The organism is Flavobacterium phragmitis (assembly GCF_900112575.1).
Lineage (GTDB): Bacteria > Bacteroidota > Bacteroidia > Flavobacteriales > Flavobacteriaceae > Flavobacterium > Flavobacterium phragmitis.
This window is the reverse complement of record NZ_FOMH01000011.1, coordinates 239,098-262,732: the sequence shown is the minus strand read 5'-3', so window position 1 is coordinate 262,732 and position 23,635 is coordinate 239,098. Positions and strand designations below refer to the sequence as shown.

24 protein-coding genes are annotated in these 23,635 nt (G+C 33.7%); 4 read left to right on the top strand and 20 right to left on the bottom strand.

Features of this window, described 5'->3' with window-relative positions; all coding sequences use genetic code 11:
• Positions 1-13 precede the first annotated feature (13 nt).
• The gene (locus tag BM289_RS19775) at positions 14-1,072 is read right to left on the bottom strand and encodes a 3-oxoacyl-ACP synthase III family protein (protein WP_091496727.1); all 1,059 of its coding nucleotides are present in this window, start codon (positions 1,070-1,072) and stop codon (positions 14-16) included.
• 538 nt (positions 1,073-1,610) lie between these two features.
• Positions 1,611-4,460, bottom strand: a complete 2,850-nt coding sequence (gcvP, locus tag BM289_RS19770; protein WP_091496725.1) for an aminomethyl-transferring glycine dehydrogenase — start codon at positions 4,458-4,460, stop codon at positions 1,611-1,613.
• 223 nt (positions 4,461-4,683) lie between these two features.
• On the opposite strand from gcvP, the gene BM289_RS19765 reads away from it, so the two are divergent.
• Positions 4,684-5,496 carry a UbiA prenyltransferase family protein gene (locus tag BM289_RS19765; protein ID WP_091496723.1) on the top strand — a complete coding sequence of 271 codons (813 nt, stop codon included), beginning with the start codon at positions 4,684-4,686 and terminating at the stop codon, positions 5,494-5,496.
• Positions 5,497-5,896: 400 nt separating this feature from the next.
• Here BM289_RS19765 and BM289_RS19760 read toward each other — a convergent pair whose 3' ends face one another.
• The 5 genes from BM289_RS19760 to BM289_RS19740 all read right to left on the bottom strand — a co-directional run bounded on the left by BM289_RS19760 (position 5,897) and on the right by BM289_RS19740 (position 9,635).
• On the bottom strand, positions 5,897-6,352 hold the full coding sequence (locus tag BM289_RS19760) for an SRPBCC family protein (RefSeq protein WP_091496721.1): 456 nt from the start codon (positions 6,350-6,352) through the stop codon (positions 5,897-5,899).
• A gap of 98 nt (positions 6,353-6,450) precedes the next feature.
• Positions 6,451-7,356 carry a TIGR01777 family oxidoreductase gene (locus tag BM289_RS19755; protein ID WP_091496720.1) on the bottom strand — a complete coding sequence of 302 codons (906 nt, stop codon included), beginning with the start codon at positions 7,354-7,356 and terminating at the stop codon, positions 6,451-6,453.
• 107 nt (positions 7,357-7,463) lie between these two features.
• The gene (locus tag BM289_RS19750) at positions 7,464-8,285 is read right to left on the bottom strand and encodes a thiol-disulfide oxidoreductase DCC family protein (protein ID WP_091496718.1); all 822 of its coding nucleotides are present in this window, start codon (positions 8,283-8,285) and stop codon (positions 7,464-7,466) included.
• A gap of 27 nt (positions 8,286-8,312) precedes the next feature.
• Positions 8,313-9,062, bottom strand: a complete 750-nt coding sequence (locus tag BM289_RS19745; protein WP_317043581.1) for a YqjF family protein — start codon at positions 9,060-9,062, stop codon at positions 8,313-8,315.
• Between the two features lie 69 nt (positions 9,063-9,131).
• Positions 9,132-9,635 carry a GbsR/MarR family transcriptional regulator gene (locus BM289_RS19740; protein WP_091496716.1) on the bottom strand — a complete coding sequence of 168 codons (504 nt, stop codon included), beginning with the start codon at positions 9,633-9,635 and terminating at the stop codon, positions 9,132-9,134.
• 138 nt (positions 9,636-9,773) lie between these two features.
• Here BM289_RS19740 and BM289_RS19735 point away from each other — a divergent pair, with 138 nt between their 5' ends.
• Entirely contained in the window at positions 9,774-11,036 is a 1,263-nt protein-coding gene (locus BM289_RS19735) for a cation:proton antiporter (RefSeq protein WP_091496714.1), read from the top strand.
• 195 nt (positions 11,037-11,231) lie between these two features.
• Here BM289_RS19735 and BM289_RS19730 read toward each other — a convergent pair whose 3' ends face one another.
• The 13 genes from BM289_RS19730 to BM289_RS19675 all read right to left on the bottom strand — a co-directional run bounded on the left by BM289_RS19730 (position 11,232) and on the right by BM289_RS19675 (position 22,225).
• On the bottom strand, positions 11,232-11,891 hold the full coding sequence (locus BM289_RS19730; RefSeq protein WP_091496787.1) for a SanA/YdcF family protein: 660 nt from the start codon (positions 11,889-11,891) through the stop codon (positions 11,232-11,234).
• A 14-nt stretch (positions 11,892-11,905) separates the two neighbouring features.
• A complete protein-coding gene (locus BM289_RS25495; protein ID WP_167365468.1) occupies positions 11,906-12,067 on the bottom strand; it encodes a hypothetical protein in 162 nt (53 codons plus the stop codon).
• Positions 12,054-12,641: an ATPase gene (locus BM289_RS19725; RefSeq protein WP_091496712.1), complete on the bottom strand. Its 588-nt coding sequence runs from the start codon at positions 12,639-12,641 to the stop codon at positions 12,054-12,056. The genes BM289_RS25495 and BM289_RS19725 overlap by 14 nt, the downstream gene beginning before the upstream one ends.
• A 30-nt stretch (positions 12,642-12,671) precedes the next feature.
• Positions 12,672-14,699, bottom strand: a complete 2,028-nt coding sequence (locus tag BM289_RS19720) for a M3 family metallopeptidase (protein WP_091496710.1) — start codon at positions 14,697-14,699, stop codon at positions 12,672-12,674.
• A gap of 36 nt (positions 14,700-14,735) precedes the next feature.
• Entirely contained in the window at positions 14,736-15,023 is a 288-nt protein-coding gene (locus BM289_RS19715; protein WP_091496708.1) for a type II toxin-antitoxin system RelE/ParE family toxin, read from the bottom strand.
• Positions 15,023-15,250 (bottom strand): hypothetical protein, encoded by a 228-nt coding sequence (locus tag BM289_RS19710; protein ID WP_091496706.1) that lies wholly within the window; start codon positions 15,248-15,250, stop codon positions 15,023-15,025. The genes BM289_RS19715 and BM289_RS19710 overlap by 1 nt, the downstream gene beginning before the upstream one ends.
• Positions 15,251-15,414: 164 nt before the next feature.
• Positions 15,415-15,897, bottom strand: a complete 483-nt coding sequence (gene purE, locus BM289_RS19705; RefSeq protein WP_091496704.1) for a 5-(carboxyamino)imidazole ribonucleotide mutase — start codon at positions 15,895-15,897, stop codon at positions 15,415-15,417.
• Positions 15,898-15,999: 102 nt separating this feature from the next.
• Positions 16,000-17,148 carry a 5-(carboxyamino)imidazole ribonucleotide synthase gene (locus BM289_RS19700; RefSeq protein ID WP_091496702.1) on the bottom strand — a complete coding sequence of 383 codons (1,149 nt, stop codon included), beginning with the start codon at positions 17,146-17,148 and terminating at the stop codon, positions 16,000-16,002.
• Between the two features lie 5 nt (positions 17,149-17,153).
• A complete protein-coding gene (locus BM289_RS19695) occupies positions 17,154-17,567 on the bottom strand; it encodes a type II toxin-antitoxin system VapC family toxin (protein ID WP_091496700.1) in 414 nt (137 codons plus the stop codon).
• The gene (locus BM289_RS19690) at positions 17,564-17,812 is read right to left on the bottom strand and encodes a DUF6364 family protein (RefSeq protein WP_091496698.1); all 249 of its coding nucleotides are present in this window, start codon (positions 17,810-17,812) and stop codon (positions 17,564-17,566) included. The genes BM289_RS19695 and BM289_RS19690 overlap by 4 nt, the downstream gene beginning before the upstream one ends.
• Positions 17,813-18,036: 224 nt before the next feature.
• Positions 18,037-18,588 carry a hypothetical protein gene (locus BM289_RS19685; protein ID WP_091496696.1) on the bottom strand — a complete coding sequence of 184 codons (552 nt, stop codon included), beginning with the start codon at positions 18,586-18,588 and terminating at the stop codon, positions 18,037-18,039.
• Between the two features lie 24 nt (positions 18,589-18,612).
• A complete protein-coding gene (locus tag BM289_RS19680) occupies positions 18,613-20,703 on the bottom strand; it encodes a TonB-dependent receptor (protein ID WP_091496695.1) in 2,091 nt (696 codons plus the stop codon).
• 238 nt (positions 20,704-20,941) lie between these two features.
• Positions 20,942-22,225: a PQQ-dependent sugar dehydrogenase gene (locus BM289_RS19675; RefSeq protein ID WP_091496693.1), complete on the bottom strand. Its 1,284-nt coding sequence runs from the start codon at positions 22,223-22,225 to the stop codon at positions 20,942-20,944.
• 188 nt (positions 22,226-22,413) lie between these two features.
• Here BM289_RS19675 and hpt point away from each other — a divergent pair, with 188 nt between their 5' ends.
• Together hpt and BM289_RS25670 are read left to right on the top strand one after the other, a co-directional pair.
• Entirely contained in the window at positions 22,414-22,944 is a 531-nt protein-coding gene (gene hpt, locus BM289_RS25675; protein ID WP_244165420.1) for a hypoxanthine phosphoribosyltransferase, read from the top strand.
• Positions 22,945-23,010: 66 nt separating this feature from the next.
• Entirely contained in the window at positions 23,011-23,583 is a 573-nt protein-coding gene (locus BM289_RS25670; protein ID WP_244165419.1) for an adenylate kinase, read from the top strand.
• Positions 23,584-23,635: the final 52 nt, after the last annotated feature.

Sequence of the window (23,635 nt, the reverse complement as noted above, 5' to 3'; positions counted from 1 at the left end):
TATAAAGCTTTATTTAATATCGGTAAACAAAAGCATTAATATTCATTCCTGCTCCAACTGAAGCAAAAATAAGAACATCACCTTTGTTAATTTCATGGCCTTCCACTTTTCCTTTCAGAATTAAATCATACAAAGTAGGAACAGTTGCAACACTGCTGTTTCCTAAATCATGAATGCTCATTGGCATGATGTCTTTAGGAGGAGTTTGTCCGTATAATTTGTAGAAACGTTCGATAATGGCTTCGTCCATTTTTTCGTTTGCTTGATGAATAAGGATTTTTTTAACTTCATCAATTGCAATTCCGCTATTATCTAAACAGTTTTTCATTGCACACGGTACATTGCTTAACGCAAATTCGTAAATTTTACGTCCGTACATTTTGATGTATTTTGTATCTGGATCTAAATCTTTGTTATATGATTTTCCGAAGAAAAGAAAACCAGCTTCGTCAGTTGCAAAAGTAGCGCTTTCGTAAGCTAATAATCCAGCTTCATCAGTTGAAGCTTCCAAGATTGAAGCTCCGGCACCATCAGAATAAATCATTGAATCACGATCGTGATCATCTACAACTCTTGATAAAGTTTCGGCTCCAATTACCATTACTCTTTTTGCCATTCCTGATTTGATGAAAGCATTGGCCTGTAAAACACCTTCGATCCATCCCGGACATCCAAAAATAATATCGTAAGCGACACATTTAGGATTTTTAATTCCTAATTTGTTTTTAACACGTGTTGCTAAACTCGGTAAAATATCGGATTGAGTGGTTCCAGTTTTTACATCCCCAAAATTATGTGCGATGATAATATAATCTAAAGTTTCAGCATCAATATTTGCATTGGCAATTGCTTTTTGCGCAGCAAAAAAAGCTAAGTCAGATGCGGTTTGATCTTTTTCAGCATAACGACGGTTCTCGATTCCGGTAATGCCTTTAAACTTTTTAATAACGACTTCGTTCGGATAACCAAAAGGAGTTCCATCCTCATTTAAAAAAACATGTTTGTCAAAATCTGTGTTTTTTACTTCTTGATTAGGAATATAGCTCCCAATACCAATAATTTTTATTTTCATTATTTCCTTTAATTATCCCATAAATTTCATGCTAATGTATAAATAAAAAAATGATAACTATCATAAAAAATATTATGCATGCATATAATTATGGAATAACGATTTTTTAAAAGATATATTGTTTATTTTTTAACGATTTTTTTGTTTTTCCGAGATTTCAAACGATTGAAATGAAAGTGAAGATAAAAGTTTTTTTTCATGTTTGAGGTTATCTCTTAATTTGTACTATTGAGAAACCCGACAGGTTTTTAAAACCTGTCGGGTTTCTTAGGATACGGATTTGCGTGAGGGATAGGAGGAAGCTACCGAAGTAGCCTGGATAGCCCGACCCCGATAAAACAAGCGGGCGGCTATGCTCAAAGTAATTTTGCCCGTTTGTTTTATCGGGGGCACGCCCAGATGATTTTTGTTTTAATTGTTTCAAATTTCAGGTTTCACGTTCTACAGAAAACCTGAAACCTGAAACCTGAAACAAAAAAACAAAACCCGACAGGTTTTAAAACCTGTCGGGCTTGAATATGTATAAGAAAACTATTTTTTAGCTTTCCATATAAGCTTCAATCGGAGCACAGCTGCAAACTAAATTTCTATCACCATAAGCATCATCAACACGACGAACTGATGGCCAGAATTTATTGTCAGCGATGTAATCTAATGGGTAAGCTGCAGTTTCTCTAGAATAAGGGAAATCCCAAGAATCAGAAGTTAACATTGCTAATGTGTGAGGTGCATTTTTCAATACGTTGTTTTTATCATCAGCAGTTGCAGCTTCGATTTCTTTTCTGATTGAAATTAAAGCGTCACAGAAACGATCTAACTCCGCTAAATCTTCAGATTCAGTTGGTTCGATCATTAAAGTTCCAGCAACTGGGAAAGAAACCGTTGGAGCGTGGAAACCGTAATCCATTAAACGTTTTGCGATGTCACCAACTTCGATTCCGTTTTCTTTAAATGCACGGCAATCTAAGATCATTTCGTGAGCTGCTCTTCCACATTCTCCAGTATAAAGAATTGGGTAGTGTCCTTCGAAACGAGATTTCATGTAGTTTGCATTCAAGATAGCGTGCTCTGTAGCGCTTTTTAATCCTTCAGCTCCCATCATTGTAATGTAACCGTAAGAAATTAAACAAACCAAAGCAGATCCGTAAGGCGCAGATGAAATAGCAGTAATTGCTTGCTCACCACCAACATTTAAGATTGGGTTTGTTGGCAAGAACGGAACTAATTTTTCGTTCACACAAATTGGTCCAACTCCAGGTCCGCCACCACCGTGAGGAATAGCGAAAGTTTTGTGTAAGTTTAAGTGACAAACGTCAGCGCCAATTGTAGCAGGATTTGTTAATCCAACTTGTGCGTTCATGTTTGCACCATCCATATATACTAATCCGCCGTTTTCGTGGATTAATTTTGTGATTTCAATAATTGAAGATTCGAAAACTCCGTGAGTAGAAGGATACGTTACCATTAAACAAGATAAATCATCTTTATGTTCAATTGCTTTTTCTCTTAAATCTTCTACGTCAATGTTTCCTTCTGGAGTAGTTTTCGTAACAATGATTTTCATTCCGGCCATCGCTGCAGAAGCAGGATTTGTTCCGTGAGCTGATGATGGAATCAAACATACATTACGATGCCCTTCGTTTCTTGACATGTGGTAAGCACGAATCGCCATTAATCCAGCATATTCTCCTTGAGCTCCTGAATTTGGCTGTAAAGTTGTTCCAGCAAATCCAGTAATTACATTTAATTGTTGCTCTAATTTTTTAAGCATTGTAAGGTAACCTTCTACTTGGTCAACTGGTGCAAACGGGTGAATGCTGTTCCAGTTTGGCATTGAAAGAGGCAACATTTCAGAAGCTGCATTTAATTTCATTGTACAAGAACCTAATGAAATCATCGAGTGATTCAATGATAAATCTTTACGCTCTAATTTTTTGATGTAACGCATTAACTGACTTTCTGAATGATGATTGTTGAATACATCATGCGTCAAGAAAGAAGATGTTCTTTCTAATGAAGCCGGTAATTGACTTCCAGTAGATAACTCAGAAACCGTAACAGTTTCTTTCCCTAAAGCTTCAGCAAAAATTGCAACGATTTGGTTAATGTCTGCAACAGAAGTTGTTTCGTTTAATGAAATTGAAACTGAATCAGCATCAGGATAGAAGAAGTTTACTTTGTTTTTCTCCGCAACCGTTTTTACTTTTTGAGCATCAGCTTTTACTAAAATAGTATCAAAGTAAGCAGTGTTGGTTTGGTAAACTCCTAATTTATTTAAAACTTCAGCAGTCGTCACTGCAGAGGCGTGAACTTTATTTGCAATATATTTTAATCCTTTTGGTCCGTGGTAAACTGCGTACATTCCAGCCATAACTGCCAATAAAACCTGAGCCGTACAAATGTTTGAAGTCGCTTTTTCACGTTTGATGTGCTGTTCACGAGTTCCTAAAGCCATACGTAAAGCACGGTTTCCGTTTGCATCAACAGAAACTCCAATGATACGGCCCGGCATTGAACGCTTGTATTCGTCTTTAGTTGCAAAGTAAGCAGCGTGAGGACCACCGTAACCCATTGGTACACCAAAACGCTGAGTTGTTCCAACTACTACTGCAGCTCCCATTTCTCCCGGAGAAGTTAAGGTTGCAAGTGATAAAATATCAGCAGCAAAGGCAACTTTGATTTCGTTTTCTTTTGCTTTAGCAACAAAGGCACTATAATCATTTACTTGACCGTATTTCCCAGGATATTGTAAAATAGCTCCGAAGAATTCATTTGAAAAATCAAATGTTTCATGGTTTCCAACAACCAATTCAATTCCAATTGGAGTTGAACGCGTTTGAAGTACAGATAAAGTTTGAGGTAAAATTTCTTCAGAAACGAAGAATTTGTGTGTATTGTTTTTCTTTTGATCTCTCGTACGAACGTCGAATAATAAAGCCATAGCTTCTGCTGCAGCAGTTCCTTCATCTAGTAAAGAGGCATTGGCAATTTCCATTCCTGTCAATTCGATAACAGTAGTTTGGAAATTTAAAATAGCTTCCAGACGACCTTGAGCAATTTCTGCTTGATAAGGCGTGTAAGCTGTGTACCATCCTGGGTTTTCGAAGATATTTCTCTGAATTGGAGCCGGAACGATAGTTGGGTGATAACCCAAACCAATGTATGATTTAAATGTTTTGTTTTTCTTTCCTAATTCGCGAATATGATTTGCAAATTCGAATTCTGTCATTGCAGGATCTAAATTCAAAGGCGCTTTTAAACGAATATCGTCCGGAAGGGTTTCATAAACAAGTTGTTCAATCGAGTCAACACCAATGGTTTGTAACATGTGTTGAAGATCTGTTTCTCTTGGACCAATGTGTCTTAAAGCAAAAGCATCTGTTTTCATTTGTAGCAGTCTATTTTTTAAAGATCAAAAGTAATTTGCCGGGTGTTTTATTTGACGTAATCTCATGCTACACAGGGTTTATTACATTTTATAGTAAATGTGTTGTTTTTTTGTGGCGCAAAATTAAGTATTATTAATAATTTAATGGGTATTTTTAACTTCATTTTTTATCAATTTTCTAACTAAAGAGTTGATTTGTTACCAATTGATTAGATTTCGTGATATGAAACTCCTCAAACAAATATTGAATTTTTATTTAAACAGCAGTATTCACGTGGCTTTGTCGTGTTATGCTTTAGTTCGAATTACGTTTCATGTGTTTCATATTCAATATGATGAGCCAATGGCACTATTTGTTTTTTTTGGAACAATTGTAGGATATAATTTCGTAAAATATGATGCATTGGTTCGAGTAAAGAAAAATCCAATCGGGATTCAGTTAAAAATCATCGCCGTTTTGAGTTTTATTTCGCTTCTTTTGGTTGGCTATCATTTTTTCCATTTAAAGCAGATTACCCAAATTGTTTCGGTCATCATTTTTCTGATAACGGCGCTTTACACTTTACCCTTTTTCCCAAACCGAAGAAATGCCCGAAACTGGGCAGGCGTGAAAATATACATTGTAGCACTTTGTTGGGTTGGTGCGACTTTGGTTCTCCCTTTAATAAATGCCGAAATTCCGTTTACAACAGATTTCTTCATCAAATGCATTCAACGTTTTGTATTGGTTTTTGTTTTGATTCTGGTTTTCGAAATCATTGATTTAGCCAATGACGATCCGCATTTGCAAACCGTTCCACAGACAATCGGCGTGAAAAAAACAAAATTTTTAGGGCTTTCACTTTTAGTACCGTTTTGGTTTTTAGAAATTTTCATATCAACATTTAATTATCACGATGCCTTCATCAATTTGATAATGGTCATTATGCTAATGCTTTTTATCATCTTTGCCAATCCAAATCGCTCCAAATATTACACTTCTTTTTGGGTAGAAGCGGTGCCGATTTTTTGGTGGCTGATGGTGGTTTTTTTGTGATAAATATTTTGGGCGTGCCCCCGATAAAACAAGTGGGCAAAATTACTTTGCGCATATTCGCCCGCTTGTTTTATCGGGGTCGGGCTATTCGCGCTACTTCGGTAGCCAGCTCCTATCCCTCACGCAAACTGTGAAAACGAGAAGTATCATTTTCAAAATATAATGTTTATTTGTCAGTATTGCCAATGGTTTTAACCATTGGGACGCTTTCTTTACGCAAATATTCGAAACGTTTCCCGCGGTTGAAACCGCGGGCTATGTTTGAAATGTAGAATTTGAAGAAAAGAAATTTCAGTAAACTGTTTTTGAATTTCCTCCAGTTTTAACTAGAGGAAATTGAATTTATTTTTATCTGCGAAATCTGCTAAAATCTGTAGAATCTGCGTGAAATAAAATCCAATCAAATATTTTTCTCTGAAATCTCTTTCAAAACCTTATTTCTTCCTAAAAGAAAATCCGTCAAATGTCTCTTCAAGAACAAAACATCAAATAACTTCCCGAAAATCCCAAACGGAGTTTTATATTGCAGTTTATCTTTCATAATTGTAAATCCATTTTCTTCTTCAAAAAAATGTTCATGTCCGAAAGATTTGAATTTACCTTTTTCCATTTCATCCACAAAATAATCATAGAAATTCATTGCTGTAATTCTGCTTTTATGCGTAAGATAGAATCCAAAATGTTTTCCCCGCCAGGTTACTGTTTCATCCAAATTTATTAAACCAGAAATTACGCCTTCAATGGCGCTTTCTTTTGAAGGACTTGCAGATTTTTGATGAATGTCAATATTTCTTGAAACATCGAAGACGATTTGTTTTGATCCTTTTATTTTGGTTGTGAGATGAATTGTTGTCATTTTTTATTGGCTTTGCAAACCCTACAGGTTTTTAAAACCTGTAGGGTTTCATTACGAATTTATCAAAGTTTTAAAACAAAACGGTGTGGATTTGGTTTCTATATTAAATCCTGAAAAGCCTCATCAATCTCCCCAAACTTAAACTCAAACCCATTTTCCAAAAGTCGTTTTGGAACTACATTTCTGCTTTTCAAAACCAATTCCGTTTCTGTTCGAATAAGGAAAGATCCGATTTCTAAGAAGAATTTGTTCAGTGGAATTCCAAAAGGAAAACCAACCGCTTTTCTGAGTTTCTGCATAAAATCAATATTCCGAATTGGAGTAGGAGAAACAATATTGATAACACCAGTCATTTCTTTTTCAATAATAAAATCAACTGCATTAGCAAAATCATCTTCATGAATCCAGCTCACAAATTGATTGCCTTTTCCTTGTTTTCCTCCAAAACCTATTTTTGCCAAAGCCTTTAACGGAATAAAAGCACCGCCATTTTTTCCTAAAACAATCGAAGTTCGCAAAGCGGTTTTTAACGTATTTGGAGTTTCGGTTTTAAAGAATGCTTTTTCCCAAGATAAAGCCACATTTATAGAAAAGTCATTTCCAATCTCACCATCCACTTCATCCATTTGTTTGTCAAGAGAAAATCTGTAAATAGTTGCCGTCGATGAATTCAGCCAATGTTTCGGAGGATTCTTGCAATTCAAAACCGCTTTATTTAGGATTTTTGTACTGTCAATTCTAGACCAAAGAATTTCTTTTTTATTCTTTTTTGTATAACGGCAATCAACCGATTTTCCAGCGAGATTAATTAAAACGGTTGCGTTTTCTAACTCTTTTTCCCAACCGGTAAAAGTTCTGGCATTCCAGTGTACATATTTTATTCCGTCAATTGTCTCTGCTTTTCCGCGAGTCAGAATTACAATCTCTTCAAATTTATTTTTGAAATGATGGACTAAAACTTGTCCTAAAAATCCAGTTCCAGATGCTATTATAAGTTTGCTCATTGGTATGTGTTTTTATAGCCACGAATTGCACAAATTTTCACGAATTAATATGCAGCAAAACGCTAGAAAAATTAGTGGAAATTAGTGTAATTCGTGGCAAACCATTTTTACATATTTAAAATTAAAATCAAAGCAAGAATTCTGTATAAAATCCAAGTGAAAGATAAGTAAAAAGGAAGTTTTAAAATTTTTACTCTTCTAAAATGTTCCAAAAACATAATCAAAACCGTCACTCCAAACCAACCCAAAATAATCATTTGCGGAAGCTGGAAAAACTGACTCAAAATTAAGATTGGTATCAAAATTAAACTTCCCATCAAAGAAATCGTCATTAAATTTCCTGCGTAGTTCAGAATCGTTTGTTTGTTCAATTTTAAAAGCAATAAACTTTGAAAAACAATTTGTCCAAAAGCTAAAATGATTTCTCTTGTAATATTGCTCTTTGGCAAACTCGGAATCAAATTAGAATAACCGAAAAGAATAAAAGTAGTTACAGTTAATGCAAATCCGATATACAGAAATCTGTATTTGTAATTAAAATCGGGAGTACATTGCAATTTGTTTTCTTCTTTTACATTTCCCGGAATAATTACTTTTCTATTGTAAGAAACAAAAGAATACATTTTTTTCAGGATAAAATGAATGGGTTTTACTGTTGCTATTTTTTCAATTAAAGGAAAGGAAAATCCAACTACTTTTATAAGACTATCAATTCCATAAATAACAGTTTGAGATTTATTGTCAACCAAAGCAATTTCGTTTGGAGCGCGTTTTAAATCCACAAAACTTTGTTCTTCTTCAGATAATTGACAATACGATTTTCTTCCGTTTTCATCCAGCATACCACTTTTTACAAATCCAGTAGTGTATAAACTGCAAAGCGGACAATCTTCATCATAAAGTAAGGTTTGGTTTTCTAACGTTTTCATGATTTTTGGTTTTAAAGATGAATAGTTTTATGCGTATAATTCCTCTTGAATCGGAATCAGTTCAATTTTTCTTTTATTCTTCACTGTAATCTTTGATCCTTTAGCTAGAAAAACAGAAGTTAGTTTTTGATCTTGAAGAAATGTAAAATCGGTTCCATAAATTTTTTCGAAATTAATATCAATTCGGTGATTTAAAACTTCCAATTGTTCCCATCTTGGATGTGTCACTTCATATTCAAAAGTGGTTTCTTCATCGATTTTGGTATATCCGAAATAATGTTCTGTGATAAATTCAGCTTCAAAATCAATTTCAATTTCTGTTGGAATATTTTTAGTTTCTAATTCGATTGTATTCCATTCCTCATCATTTTTCCATTGATAAATAAAAGTATTGCTGTTTTTGTTTTCAAGAATTTCATGTCTCATTTTTTGAGTTTCATAATGTTCCTGATATAAAGTATTGGCAATAAAAGTGATGGCTTTTTTAGGTACAATTTCTTTAATGAAAACTACACCTCTTTTCCATTCTCCGTTTTCAAAACGTTTTACATAAAATCTTAGATTTACTTCTTCAAAATCAATATGAAACGGAACTTTCAATCCTAAAACTTTGGTGTTTTTGAACATAAAACCGACTAAACTCACATAACATCTGTTATTCCAAATATCAATCTCAGTTCCAACAGGAAGATATTTTTCTAGTAGTTTAGCCTCAACTTCATAATTGAAAAGGGCTAAGTTTTTCCATTCTGCTTTTAAGAAGTTTATATTTTTCATAACTTTTTGTTGTTTTTAAACTTTCAGGAAAAAATGAAAGCTTAGTTTAAATTTTTTTAATCTGAAGATTTACTTCATCATTTTCATGAACAATTTTCCAAGCCAGTTATCATTAAATTCAGTCATTTTGTCCAGCATATTATCTGCTTTTAAAACAAAATCATACAATTTAGAAGTTTGGTCTACAAAGTGTTTTTCTTCTGCCAAATCACTTGCTTCAATTGTCGAAACTTCTTTTAAAATCTTAAGAGTAGGTTTAATTTCTCTTTTGCTTCTTTCTCTGGAAATTTTAACTGCCAATTCATCCAAATCTTTTTCTGCCGTGAAAAATTCCTTTCTTTCACCAGCTTTAAATTCTTTGTAAACAATTCCCCAATCCATTAAGCCTCTCAGATTCATACTGGCATTTCCACGCGAAATTTGCAATTCTTCCATAATGTCTTCCATAGAAACAGGCTCGTTTGAGACCATTAATAAAGCGTGGATCTGTGCCATCGTTTTATTAATTCCCCATTGAGAACCTAATGCTCCCCAGGTTTGTACAAACTTATTTTTTGCTTCTTTGAAATCCATGGATCAAATGTAAGTAAAAGTTTTTAAACTTTCAAAAATAATTGAAACTTATTTAACAAATTATAAAGTTATGTTAATTCAAACCTTGAAATTTTTGATTAAATAATGATACAGCTATTTTTGTAAAAATCACATTTTATGGAATTATACTACACTTTTTCGGTGCTAATTGTATTGGCATCTTTCTTCGCCTATTTGAATTTAAGATTTTTAAAACTTCCGGGAACCATCGGAATTATGATTATTGCCATGTTGGTTTCAGTGGCAATTCGTCTTTTGGGGGATTCTTATTTTCCTGCAACGACAAAACACTTTTTTGATTTAATAAAAGAATTTGACTTCAACGAAATCCTAATGGGAGCGATGTTGAATTTCCTTTTATTTGCTGGAGCTTTGCACGTAAACATGTTCGATCTTAAAGAACAAAAAGTTTCTATTATGATTTATTCGACAGTCAGTGTCGTTTTATCAGCTTTAATTATTTCTGTTCTACTTTATTATATCGCACCACTTTTAGGAATTACTATTCCTTACATATTTTGCTTGGTTTTTGGAACCTTAATTTCTCCAACAGATCCAATCGTAGTTTTGGGAGTTTTAAAGGAAGCGAAAGTCCCAAAAAGAATCGAAACTAAAATTGTGGGTGAGTCATTATTTAATGATGGAGTAGCAGTAGTAATGTTTGCTGTGGTTCTAAAAATGGCAACCGATCCAACATTTGATGCTACTTTTGGTTCAATATCCTGGTTGTTTATTAAAGAAGGAATTGGCGGACTTTTATTAGGTGCGGTTTTTGGATTTACGGCTTCAAAAGTAATGAAGAAAATTGATGATTATAAAGTTTCGGTTTTAATTACGCTTTCTATCGTAACTGGAGGATTTTTAGTGGCTCAGGCGTTACACGTTTCTAGTCCGCTTGCGATGGTTGTTGCGGGATTGATTATTGGAAATTATGGTAAGAAAGTGGCAATGAGTGAAGTGACTAAAGATTATCTAGGTAAATTTTGGGAACTTATCGATGAGATTTTAAATGCTGTTTTATTCTTGTTTATTGGTTTCGAATTGTTATTGCTTCCAGATTTAAATAAACAATTATTAACAGGTTTTGTAGCTATTTTTATTGTACTGTTTTCAAGATTAACTTCGATTGTTTTACCATGGAAGTTCTTCGATATATTCAAATTCTTTGGAATCAAATCGGCTTACAACAAAGGCTCTTTAATGGTTTTGGTTTGGGGCGGAATCCGAGGTGGAGTTTCTATTGCGTTAGTGCTTTCTATGCCGGAAAGCGAATACAAAAACCTGCTTTTGGAAGTAACTTACATTGTTGTTTTATTCTCTATTGTAGTGCAAGGATTGACTGTTGGGAAATTGGCTAATAAGGTTTTGGAGAAAGAGTAGATGAGAATATAGAAAATAGAATAAAGAGCAAAGATGAAAGGTCTTTATTTTGAAAAAAATTAAATCAAAAAAGGACTGACTCACTTTCGAGACAGTCCTTTTGTATTAAATGCTCCAGCGGAGCAGAATATTTATAGCAAATTCAGTTTTCAACTATCAAAGAGCTCCAGCGGAGCGAAATGTTTTTCAATAGTTTTATCGTTTATCGTCTTTTGAAAAATTAGAAGAACCATTAATATCAATTTTAGTCCCTAAAAAGCGAGGTTCTCGATTTCTTAGTACATCAAAAAAAGCTTTAAAGACAGAAATATATTCTCTGAAACAAACATAATTATATCCTAAATACTCTCCATTATTAGCAGAATAACCAGAAGATTTAATTCCGAGTTTTTGACCGATATAAATTGCTCTATTTAAATGATATTTTTGAGAAATTAAAGTAGCTTTTTTGATATTGAAAATATGTTTAGCACGATACATTGTTGAGTAAGTATCAAAGCCCGCATAATCAATAAATATTTTGGTTGTGTCTACACCATGATTATAACAGTAGTTTTTCATTACCGTTAATTCATCATATTCATCACGGCCGTTATCTCCCGAAAGTAAAATTTTATTGATGCGTTTTGCTTTCCAAAGCATGATTCCGGCATCCAAACGATCTTTTAAATATTTGCTTGGCTGATTTCCGTTAATGCCTGCGCCAAAAATAATTCCGACATCATTTTTAGGGAACTTTTTTATGGAATAATAAATATTCTTTTTAGTCGAAGATTTTACATAATAATTTACGGCAATAATCGAGATCATTCCAATAATGGCAAGATATAAGGCTATTTTAAAATATTTTTTCAATTTTGATTTATGCATTAGTCTTTAATATCAACTGCATTTATAGTTTGAATTTTCCCATCAGCATAAACTACAATCTTTCCATTGGTTTTCTTTTTGTTTTCAATCATTTTTTTTGAAGATACTTTTAAACCTTCAACAATTTTACGCTGTAATTCTTTAATCTTATCTTTTGTCATATCTTACATTGTTTATTTGATTGAATAAGTTCTCATCTATAATTTGAATCTTTTCGTTAATTTCTTTTTCAGCAATAAGTATTGGTAGTCTATTTGAATTATCAAATAACATTACATTGTCACAATTATTCAGATAGATATCAAAGAAATTTTGAATTCCTCGGGTATATCTTCGTTCAATAACATCTTCAGGAATATTATGACCTCCTTCGCTTACTCTGACTTTTACTCTTCGTTTTGCTAATTCAAAAGAGTTTAGCCAAAAGAAAATTAGTGTCACAAAATAACCTTCATTTCTAGCTTTTTTTACAAGCGAAAGATAACTTTTTGCAGATAGAGTGGTTTCAAAAGCAAAATCAACTTCTTTTTGAAGTAGCTCATCAATTCGGTTTAGCATTATTCTTCCAGCTTCAAAGCTTACTTTTTCCGGTTGAAAAGGAGATAAGCCTTTGGCGATTTCATCAGCATTTACGAATTCTTTACAATCTAATATTTCAGGCAGAATTGTATATGAAGCTGTTGTTTTTCCAGCTCCATTACAACCTGCAATTATATATAGATTTTTCTCTTTCAATAGTTTAAATAATAAACAAATATATAAATATTAAAGTAATCCCGCTCTTTTCAACAAAGCTTCAGGTTTTGGTTCCTGACCTCTAAAACGTTTGTACAAAGTCATTGGATGTTCAGTTCCTCCTTTTGAAAGCACATTGTCTTTGAATTTTTTCGCAATTTCTTCATTAAAGATTCCATTTTCATGGAAATATTCAAAAGCATCGGCATCCAGAACTTCAGCCCATTTGTAGCTGTAATATCCGGAAGAATATCCGCCCTGAAAGATATGTGAAAAAGCGGTACTCATCGCATTTTCTTTTACATCCGGATACAATTGAGTGTTGGCAAATTGTTCAGTTTCGAAAGTTTTCAAATCTGTGATATTGGTAGGATCTTGTCCATGCCAAGCCATATCTAATAATCCAAAACTTAACTGACGTAACGTTGCCAATCCTTCCTGAAAACTGGCACTTTCTTTAATTTTCTGAACATATTCAATCGGAATGATTTCTCCTGTTTCGTAGTGATTCGCAAACAAAGCCAAAGCTTCCGGTTCGTAACACCAATTCTCCATAATCTGACTTGGTAATTCTACGAAATCCCAGTAAACAGAGGTTCCAGATAAACTTGGGTAAACCGTGTCAGCCAACATTCCATGCAAACCGTGACCAAATTCGTGGAATAAAGTCGTTACTTCATTAAAAGTCAATAGAGATGGTTTTGTTTCTGTTGGTTTTGTAAAGTTGCAAACGTTCGAAATGTGCGGTCTTTCGTTTACGCCGTCTTTCACATATTGTGATTTGAATGAAGTCATCCACGCGCCGTTTCTTTTTCCTTTTCTTGGGAAGAAATCAGCGTAGAAAATTGAAACTAAATTTCCGTCAGCATCTTTTACTTCGTAAGTAGTAACTTCTTCATGGTATTTATCGATATCAAAAACTTCGGTAAAAGTTAAACCGTATAATTTTTTGGCAACTGTAAAAGCGCCGTCCAAAACTTTTTCTAATTGAAAATAAGGTTTCAGTTTTTCATCATCTAAATTAAAAAGCTGTTGCTTTAATTTTTCAGAATAATACGCGCCGTCCCATTTTTCTAATTGTTCGATTCCGTCCAATTCTTTTGCGAACGCAGTTAATTCTGCAAACTCTTTTTGCGCTGCTGGTTTTGCTTTTGCTAATAAATCATTCAGGAAGGAAAAAACTTTCTCTGGACTTTCGGCCATTCTTTCTTCTAAAACAAAATGTGCGTGTGTTTTGTAACCTAATAAATTCGCTCTTTCGTGACGAAGTTTGGCAATTTTCAGAACGTTTTCTTCATTGTTGAATTCGTTTTTCTGAAAACCTTTTGCGCCAAAAGCAATCGCCATTTTTTTACGCAGTTCGCGATTGTCGGCATAAGTCAAAAACGGAACATAACTTGGATGATCTAAAGTGAAAATCCAGCCTTCTTTTTCCTGATTTTTGGCTAATAATCTTGCCGCTTCGATTGTGCCTTCTGGTAAACCTGATAAATCTTTTTCATCCGTTAAGTGCAATTCGAAGTTGTTGGTTTCTGCCAAAACATTTTCGCCAAATTGTAAACTCAATTTCGATAATTCTTTGTCGATTTCTCTTAATTGGTTTTTCTTGTCTTCTGGCAAGTTGGCTCCGTTTCTTGAAAAGCTTTTGTATTTTTTATCTAATAATGTAGTTTGTTCTGGATTCAGATTTAAACTTTCTTTCTGATCGTAAACGGCTTTTACTCTCGCAAATAATTCTGCATTTAATCGAATGTCATTTCCGAATTCTGAAAGCCAAGGCGAAACTTCTTGAGCAATTTTTTGCATTTCGTCATTCGTTTCAGCCGAATTCAAATTAAAGAAAACACTCGAAAGACGATCCAAAATATCGCCTGAAAAATCCATTGCTACAATCGTGTTTTCAAAAGTCGGCGCATCTGGATTATTTACAATTGCATCAATTTCGGCTTTCGCCAAAGCAATTCCTTCCTGAAAAGCAGGAACGTAATCTTCGATTTTGATTTGCGAAAAAGGTGCGGTGTTGTGTTTTGTATTGAAGTATTGTGTTAATACGCTCATATTATTTATGCTTTTTAAAAATATAAAATTAGGAAATCATAATTTGAATTTCTTCGTATCCTGAAAAGTATTCCAAAAACGAAGTAATTCTAAATTAGTGTTTTCGATACGGTAATAAAGTGAAATGTGTTTGGTGATGACAATTTTATAAACGTTTTTATAATTTGTTTTGAGAAATAAAACATTGTCATTTTTTAAAAGTGTAATTGTGGTATTTACTTTTTCAATGAAATTTTGAGCAACTTTTTCAGACCATTCAGCTTCCAAATAATCGATGTTGTTCCAAAAGTCTTGTTTAGCTTGTGGAGACCAAATTACATTCATTATTTAAAGTATTTTGAATAACGATTTTTGGTTTCTTCCATAACAACATCATGTGAAATTCCTTCATTATTATCTAAAGAATAAATGGCCTCATTTATTTTGGTTTTTTGTTCTTCTGAAAGATTTTCTTTAGATTGAATGAACTCGACAATTTCCTGAATTAAATCGGGATTTTCAATGTCTAAAACTATTTTAGCGAGCTCTATTTTAGAAGTTTGAATGTTCATTTTGCTTTTTTCTCAAAGTTAAGTTTTTCTTTTAGAAATTTTTATAAGGATTAGTTAATTCTTGAAGAGGCTTATTTCGCAAAGATTCACCAAGAAAAAAACACAGAGATTCACAAATTTTGTGTTCCTCTGTGCTTGCTGTGACTGAAAACTGAGACTGATGACTATTTGAGACTTTCAGCCGCTTTATTAACCGCCGCTTTCAATTCTTCTTTATAAGAAATAATAGTATCTAAAACTTTTTTATTGTGGCTTCCAATGATTTGTGCTGCTAAGATTCCGGCATTTTTTGCTCCGTTTAAAGCTACAGTTGCAACAGGAACGCCACCCGGCATTTGCAGAATCGATAAAACCGAATCCCAGCCATCTATCGAATTGCTTGATTTTACAGGAACACCAATTACAGGAAGCGGAGACATTGAAGCCACCATTCCCGGTAAATGCGCCGCACCGCCCGCACCGGCAATAATTACCGAAATACCGCGGTTGTGTGCATTTTTGCTGAAATCGAATAATTTCTCAGGCGTTCTGTGTGCCGAAACGATATCTACTTCAACTTCTACATTAAATTGTTTTAATATGTCGATTGCATCCTGCATAACTGGCATGTCTGAGATGCTTCCCATTATAATAGCTACTTTGCTCATTTTGTTTTTTGTTTATTGGTTTCAAGTTTCAGGTTTCAAGTTAATACTGAGACTTCAAAAAAATATAGTTTTTAAACTGAATACTGTGACTGCGACTGAAAACTATTCACTAATAACTTTAATAGTATTCTTAACTTCCTGTGCAATTCTTCTGGCCTCAGCCATATCTTCATTTACAATCGTAACATGACCCATTTTTCTAAACGGACGTGTTTGTTTCTTTCCGTAAATATGAGGTGTAACACCATCCCATCCTAAAATGGTTTCGATGTTTTCATAAACCACGTTTCCAGAATGACCTTCGGCACCCACTAAATTTACCATAATTCCGGCCACTTTGCTGTCTGTGTTTCCTAAAGGAAGATCTAAGATAGCGCGTAAATGATTTTCGAATTGTGAAGTATAACTTGCTTCGATAGAATAATGTCCAGAATTGTGCGGACGTGGCGCAACTTCGTTTACCAAAATTTCGTCATCTTGAGTCTGGAACATTTCAACGGCTAAAAGTCCAACGTGATTGAAGTTTTCTGAAACCTGCAAAGCAATTGCTCTAGCTTTTTCAGCAACTTTATCGTCGATTCTTGCTGGGCAAATTACGTATTCAACTTGGTTTGCTTCTGGATGAAATTCCATTTCTACAACCGGATAGGTTTTCATTTCTCCTGATGGATTTCTAACCACAATTACTGCCAATTCGTTTTTGAACGGAACCATAGTTTCAGCAATGCATTCTACATTTGGCAAGGTATCTAAATCGGATGCTTGACGAACTATTTTTACTCCGTTTCCGTCATAACCAAATTCGGTGCATTTCCACACAAAAGGTAATTTTAGATCGCTGATTTTAGATTTTAGATTTTCTAAATTTTCAAATCTTTCGAAAGGTGCAGTTGGGATATTATTTTTAGCGTAAAATTCTTTTTGAACGCCTTTATTCTGAATTCCTTTTAAGGTTTTTGGAGACGGATATATTTTTAAACCTTCGTTTTCCAATTGTGTCAAAGCTTCAAGGTTTACCAGTTCAATTTCGAAAGTCAAAACATCGACTTGTTTCCCGAAATTATAAACCGTTTCATAATCCATTAAATCGCCTTGAAAAAACTTGTTGCAGGCAATTTTACTCGGCGCTTCGTCGCTTGGATCTAGAACGTAAGTTTGTATGTCAAATTTTCTGGTGTCGAACAAAAGCATTTTGCCTAATTGTCCGCCACCTAATATTCCTAATTTAAAATCAGAAGAAAAATAATTCATTTGTATTATAGTGTATTTAGAAATTCATCGGGAGTGAATACATTAATTTCAGAAAATTTAAAATCTTTTAAATCTCGTGTAATGATGCAATCCATTGAATTTATTGATTGAGCCGATGTAATTTGAATTGCATCTTCAAAATCTTTGTGATTGGATTTTAAACTTTTTTTAATAATGTTTACGTCAATAGGAATTATTTCTATATTCTGAGTAATTTCATCTAAAGCCATTCTAATTTTTTCTTCTGGAATTAATCTTTTTAACAGATAATGAAGGGTTATTATAGTGTTTGATGTAGAATATAGCTTGATTTTTTTATCAACGCCTAAAGTGTATATTTTTAATGAATTATGCACAAAAGGCTGTCGATTGGCGAAAATATCCATTAAAATATTAGTGTCAATAAATACGTTTTTCATAGACCGTATTTTTCTCTGTAATGTTCTTCTTTTACTTTCTCTTCGTCAAAATCATCTGGTAAAGTAACTATTCCAATAAGCTTTTTTACTTTCGGATGAATGTCGTCGTATGTTTCTGTCTTCTCAGTTAAATTTTTAAAGTAACTTTCTACCAACTCAGATAAGCTTCGGCCTGTTTTTTTAGCATACAACTTCGCTTGATCGATAACCTCTTTTTCAAGCGATAAAGTGAGTTTTGTATTCATATACGTAAAGTTTTTACAAATGTACGTAAAATAATTATGTCGCGTTTTTGCAAAGATAGTTTTTAATCTTTTTTTAGCCAAAATTTAGTTTTCTGCCACAGATTAAAAGGATTATAGAGGTTTTTTTTGTTTGCCACGAATTACACGAATTTCCACGAATTATTTTTTTTTCAAATTCAACATAAAAAATTAGTGAAATTAGTGTAATTCGTGGCAACTAAAACTTATTTTATTTTCTTCAAAACTTCTTTGGCGACGGCTTTGTATGCGGGCGAATGGTCTCCGAAATCTTTATCGATTATGATTTTTAGTTCGGGATGAATCCAGTCGTAATAATTTCCTAAAATATATAAAGTACGAATAGAATAGGCTTTTGTGGCGACTTTGGTATCGTTAATGAGCCAGTCGAAAGAAGCTTCGATGCAGTCTTGAAGATTTTCTTCGGAGAGTTTTATGCCGTTTTCGTTTTTCTTGTAATGCGATTTTACCAAAAGCTGAACCACTTTTGCAATCGGTCGCAAAGAACTTTCATCTTTTAAAACTTTTAAATTCGAACAGAAAAAATCAAGATGAGGCTGGAGCCAATACAATTCTTCGTATGAAACAAATTCTAAAATCCAGCAAGCTTTATGATTGTTTTTATCTTCGGGCGAAAAGCAAATCGAAACCAATTCACTAAAAAGCGAAGGGTTTTCTAAAACATCTTTTGCCGTTTTGAGACGATTTTCTCTATAAGCATTGACGTAATCCAGTTTTTTCTGCAATTCGGAAAGCATTGTTTTGTGAAATTAAATACAATGCTAAAATACATAATTTAATGAGATAATTCCGTAATAGTTTATCGGCAATCCAGGATAATAAAATCTTGGTAGTGCATTTCCAACGGCAGTGGCATTGGTCAAAATCATAGAAGCGTATTTTTCGTCCATTACATTATTTATGCCTGCATCAAAATGAGCTTTTAAACCTGATAAAATTTCAAATTGATAACCGGCTTTTAAATTCAGAAGTGAATAAGAATCGGAATAATCGGCATTTGAATCATTCATTGGGATTTTGTCTGTAAACTGAAAATCGGCGGTAAAGTAAAATCCTGAATTTAGGTTTAAGGTAAAACCAGCGCTTGCGGTATTGGCTGGAACTCCGGTTAATTTGTTTCCGGAATAATCATTTCCGTTATCGACAAATTCTTTAAATTCATAATTTCCAATTGAAGTTCCGACATAAGAATTTAGAGTAAAAATTCGATTGATTGGCCAATTATGATTTAAGGAAATTTCAATTCCTTCATGAAAGGTTTTTCCTGCATTCATACCTTCGTATTGATCATCGCCGATTCTTTTGGCTACCAATAAATCTTTAATTTCCATTCGATAAATTGCAATTTCGGCATATAGTTTTTTATTGAAAAAATGAAGTTTTCCACCCAATTCAAAGTTATAACCCGTTTCAGGTTTTATGTTTTGATTGATATTACCCGTTGAGGTTAGAGTTTCTTCGGTTGCGGGAAGAGAAAATCCTCGGCTTGCAGAAAAATAGATTGTCTGAACTTCATTTGGCTTGAACAAAAAAGAAAGTTGTGGCGAAAAAATTCCATCGTAACTATATTTCTCCTTCGGATTATTCGCGGAAGCGGGAAAATCATTCTGAAGTTCGAATTTGGTTTTGTTGTAATTTAAACCTGCCTGAATCTCAAATCGATCAGAAAGCAATGTTCTGATTTGCGAAAAAACATTATAAAAATGTCTTTTTTGATCGGTTGCAGTAAGCTGATCGCCTTGCAGACTTCCATTCCCATTATTTTGCTGATACAAGTTTTCGAAAGTATTTCCGCTATAATTATCTCTGAAATATTCTAATCCCGCAATAAATTGATTTTTAATTTTTCCGATATTGAAATCTCCCGAAAATTGAGTTCGTACACCCGAGGCAAAAGTATATTGACGCAAAATATCAAAAGGTCGCGGTTCGTTGCTGTCTTTATAATTGATAAAAACAGAAGTCGAATTATTCAAATGATCATTTAATTTAAAATCATAAGCCAATCCTGCCAAAGTTGATTTGTATTCTTTAAAACCTTTTGAAGCAACCCAAGTTGGAGCAGCCGCTTGTGGATTATTTTCGAAAGTGGTTTTGTTGATTGAACTCGGAATGTAAGCTTTTAAATATGTATAGTTGGAGAAGTAAGTCAGTTTGCTGTTTTTCTTTCTGAATAATTCACCGCCAAGTGTAATTCCTTCCCGATTGTAAACGCTGTTTTCTCGCCAGCCGTCGGTCTTTAAATTATGATAACTTAGATTTAAAGAAGCACTTTTTTCATTCAAATTAAAACTGACCCTGTTTTTCAATAAACCAAAAGAGCCAATAATAGAACTGATTTCAGTTTGATAATTTCCTTTATTAAATGTTTGAGGCGAAATTAAAATTGCTCCGCCTAAACCAGCGCCATAAATACTCGAAAGCGGACCTTTTATCACTTCAATTTGATTAATGTTTTGAAGATCGATATCGTCAATTACGGTTTCGCTGTTTCCAGATGTCAGAGGAATATTTCCATAAAAAGCTCTGATTTTATTCGTTCCGTATGGTGTTCTGGCGCCAATTCCACGAATCGAAATTCGGGTTGTGGTAATATTCGACGATTGCATAAAAACACCCGGAATCGTATTAATGATATTACTAATGTCTGTGGTGTTATTTCGAAGTAATTCTTTTTCGGATAAAATGCCAATTGAAGCCGGACTATTTTGCAAATCCCGATTAATATGAAGCGGACTTATTAAAACTTCGTCTAGTTTTTGGGTTTTGGTAGAATCAATATTTTCTTGTGCTGAAATGTTTTTAGAAATAAAAAGAATCAAAAGAAAAAGAAAACAATTTTGAAAAGGCATAAATAAGGGAGGTTAAAAGTGCTGTTTTATTTTAACACATAGAAACACAGTCATTGATTGAGGCAAAAAAGGCGTTTTACTTATCAAAAGCCACATAGAAAAACTATGTGTGAAAACGGGTTTTCTTAGTAACATCTTTTTAGAACAAAAATCTATGTCTCTATGTGTTTAAAAATCTTTATAGTTTAGTTCCACTCTCTAAGAGAATTGGAATTTGGAATTTAAAAAAATTGGAATTTTATTTATTCGCTGTTACTTTCCAAATCGTATTTCCGCTATCATCATTTACCAAAAGCGATCCGTCATTCATAACAGTTACTGCAACTGGACGTCCATAAACTTCTGCTTTTTCATCATTTGAAATAAAACCAGTTAAAAAATCTTCTGGTTTTCCTGAAGGTTTTCCATCTTTAAAAGGAACAAATAAAACTTTATAACCTGAAATTACAGATCGGTTCCAGGAGCCATGCTGACCTACAAAAGCGCCATTTCTATATTTTGCAGGAAAAGCATTTTTAGTGTAAAAGGCTAATCCCAACGAAGCAGTGTGAGCACCAACCGGAACATCGGGAACAATAGCTCTTTCTATCAAATCTTTTCGTTCGCCTTTCCCTTTCCATCTTGGGTCGGGAATACTTCCAAAATACGAATAAGGCCATCCGTAAAAACCGCCTCTTTTTACACTCGTAATATAATCTGGAACCAAATCATCGCCAAGTTCATCTCTTTCGTTTACCGCTGTCCAAAGTTCTTTTTTGTTGGCTGGATTCCAGTCCATTCCCATTGGGTTTCTAAGACCTTCAGCATAAATTTTTTCGCCGGTTCCGTCAGGATTGATTTCTAAAATTGCGGCACGGCGAATTTCTTTATCCATTCCGTTTTCTCCAACATTGCTTCCTGAACCAACACCAATATAAATCTTCGTTCCTTCAGGATTAGCAAGCAAACTTCTTGTCCAGTGATTGTTGTATCCGCCAGCAGGAAGCTCAACAATTTTAGTTCCTTTGGTTTCTAATTTTAAAGGAGTATTTTTATAGGGGTAACGGTAAAGTCCGTCGGTATTTGCAATGTAAAAAAAGTCTTTAAGAATTAGCATTCCTAGAGGTCTGTTTAAACCAGAAATAAAAACTTCGCGAGTTTCATATTTTCCGTCTTTATCCTTATCGCGTAAAATGATAATTTGGTTTTTGCTTGTTCTGGTTCCGCTCTCCACAACAAAAATATCATTGTTTGGTCCAATATAGCTCCAACGCGGATTTTCGAAACCGTCAGCAAATTTCGTTACCGTAAAACCTTCAGGCGCTTTTGGGGTTTTTCCTTCTGGCCAGCCTAAAACTTTACTGTTCTTTGTTTTGGATTCGGTTGCGTAGGGCGGGGGAAGTGTAATATCTCCGATAGCCGTTTTTACAACATTTCCCGGTTGTTTGGCAAGTGCTTCTTTTTCTTCTTTTTTTACTTGTCCGTTGCAGGAAGTCATTATAGCTAATAACGGAATTGAAAACAGGATTAACGATTTTTTCATTGGTTTTTTGGAGTTAAATAATTATATCATAACAATTTACTGAAATTTAAAATAGCCTAAAAGACTGGTTTGTAAATATTAACTGATATTTAACATTCTAAAAAAAATAATCCAGATACAGTCCATTTTGATATAAGCTGTTAAGTTCTAATTCTGTATCTTTGTCCATTATTTTAAAAAGAAAAATAATGATACAACTTCACGATAAACAATTTGTTCCGTTTATTTCGGCTAAAGAAATTGATTTTGCTTTAACTAAAATAGTGGCTCAGGTAGAAGACGATTTTGGAGATGATACGCCAATTTTTATTGGAGTTTTGAATGGTGCCTTTATGGTCGTATCAGATTTTTTGAAAAAATATAAAAAACCGTGCGAAGTCTCCTTTATCAAAATGGCATCGTATGAAGGAACTGAAACAACAAATTCAGTTAAAGAATTAATCGGAATTAATCAGGACTTGTCTGGAAGAACGGTAATTATCATCGAAGATATTATCGATACCGGAAATACAATCGAAGAATTGAAACATTTGTTTAAAGCACAAAATGTAAAGCATTTTAAAATTGCAACATTGTTTTTTAAACCCGAAGCATATAAAAAAGACATAAAAATAGATTATATCGGAATTCGTATTCCGAACAAATTTATTGTGGGTTATGGTTTGGACTATGATGGATTAGGAAGAAACTTAACCGAAGTTTACAAATTAGCAGAATAACAAAACACAACTATATATTCATTTTAAAACTTCTGAAAGACAGAAGTAACAACACTCATTTCAATTATGATTAACATTGTTTTATTTGGAAAGCCTGGTGCAGGAAAAGGAACTCAGGCAGAATTTTTAAAAGAAAAATACAATTTAACACACCTTTCAACAGGAGATATTTTTCGTTTCAATTTAAAAAATGATACTGAACTAGGAAAAAAAGCAAGAGTTTTTATGGACAATGGAGAATTAGTTCCTTGCGAAGTAACAACTGCAATGTTAATTGATGAGGTAAAAAAACATCCTGATACAGCAGGATTTTTGTTCGACGGTTACCCAAGAACAATCAATCAGGCAGAAGCTTTAGACAAATTTTTGCCAACAATTGGTTCTAGCGTAACAGCAACAATCGCTTTAGAAGCTGATGACGAAATTTTAGTAGCACGTCTATTAGAAAGAGGAAAAACAAGCGGAAGAGCAGATGATCAGGACGAAGAAAAAATTCGTGTGAGATATCAGGAATACAATGAAAAAACAGCTCCGTTAATCGATTACTACAAAGCACAGAATAAATTTTACGCTGTAAACGGTATCGGAGAAATTAAAGATATTACAGAGCGCTTAACGTCAGTTATAGATAATTTGTAGAAGCTTTTTCCAGCTGTACGTTACTAGTCCTCGCTAAAAAAACTATTTTTCC

Coding starts and splice junctions, on each gene's coding strand:
- BM289_RS19680 (WP_091496695.1), bottom strand. CDS start 20,703: ATGCCTTTTCAAAATTGTTTTCTTTTTCTTTTGATTCTTTTTATTTCT.
- BM289_RS19710 (WP_091496706.1), bottom strand. CDS start 15,250: ATGAACATTCAAACTTCTAAAATAGAGCTCGCTAAAATAGTTTTAGAC.
- gcvP (WP_091496725.1), bottom strand. CDS start 4,460: ATGAAAACAGATGCTTTTGCTTTAAGACACATTGGTCCAAGAGAAACA.
- BM289_RS19740 (WP_091496716.1), bottom strand. CDS start 9,635: ATGGATTTCAAAGAAGCAAAAAATAAGTTTGTACAAACCTGGGGAGCA.
- purE (WP_091496704.1), bottom strand. CDS start 15,897: ATGAGCAAAGTAGCTATTATAATGGGAAGCATCTCAGACATGCCAGTT.
- BM289_RS19690 (WP_091496698.1), bottom strand. CDS start 17,812: ATGAATACAAAACTCACTTTATCGCTTGAAAAAGAGGTTATCGATCAA.
- BM289_RS19745 (WP_317043581.1), bottom strand. CDS start 9,062: ATGAAAAATATAAACTTCTTAAAAGCAGAATGGAAAAACTTAGCCCTT.
- BM289_RS25495 (WP_167365468.1), bottom strand. CDS start 12,067: ATGACAAAAGATAAGATTAAAGAATTACAGCGTAAAATTGTTGAAGGT.
- BM289_RS19715 (WP_091496708.1), bottom strand. CDS start 15,023: ATGAATGTAATTTGGTCTCCACAAGCTAAACAAGACTTTTGGAACAAC.
- BM289_RS19720 (WP_091496710.1), bottom strand. CDS start 14,699: ATGAGCGTATTAACACAATACTTCAATACAAAACACAACACCGCACCT.
- BM289_RS19765 (WP_091496723.1), top strand. CDS start 4,684: ATGAAACTCCTCAAACAAATATTGAATTTTTATTTAAACAGCAGTATT.
- BM289_RS19775 (WP_091496727.1), bottom strand. CDS start 1,072: ATGAAAATAAAAATTATTGGTATTGGGAGCTATATTCCTAATCAAGAA.
- BM289_RS25670 (WP_244165419.1), top strand. CDS start 23,011: ATGATTAACATTGTTTTATTTGGAAAGCCTGGTGCAGGAAAAGGAACT.
- hpt (WP_244165420.1), top strand. CDS start 22,414: ATGATACAACTTCACGATAAACAATTTGTTCCGTTTATTTCGGCTAAA.
- BM289_RS19750 (WP_091496718.1), bottom strand. CDS start 8,285: ATGAAAACGTTAGAAAACCAAACCTTACTTTATGATGAAGATTGTCCG.
- BM289_RS19735 (WP_091496714.1), top strand. CDS start 9,774: ATGGAATTATACTACACTTTTTCGGTGCTAATTGTATTGGCATCTTTC.
- BM289_RS19755 (WP_091496720.1), bottom strand. CDS start 7,356: ATGAGCAAACTTATAATAGCATCTGGAACTGGATTTTTAGGACAAGTT.
- BM289_RS19695 (WP_091496700.1), bottom strand. CDS start 17,567: ATGAAAAACGTATTTATTGACACTAATATTTTAATGGATATTTTCGCC.
- BM289_RS19675 (WP_091496693.1), bottom strand. CDS start 22,225: ATGAAAAAATCGTTAATCCTGTTTTCAATTCCGTTATTAGCTATAATG.
- BM289_RS19700 (WP_091496702.1), bottom strand. CDS start 17,148: ATGAATTATTTTTCTTCTGATTTTAAATTAGGAATATTAGGTGGCGGA.
- BM289_RS19685 (WP_091496696.1), bottom strand. CDS start 18,588: ATGCTTTCCGAATTGCAGAAAAAACTGGATTACGTCAATGCTTATAGA.
- BM289_RS19760 (WP_091496721.1), bottom strand. CDS start 6,352: ATGACAACAATTCATCTCACAACCAAAATAAAAGGATCAAAACAAATC.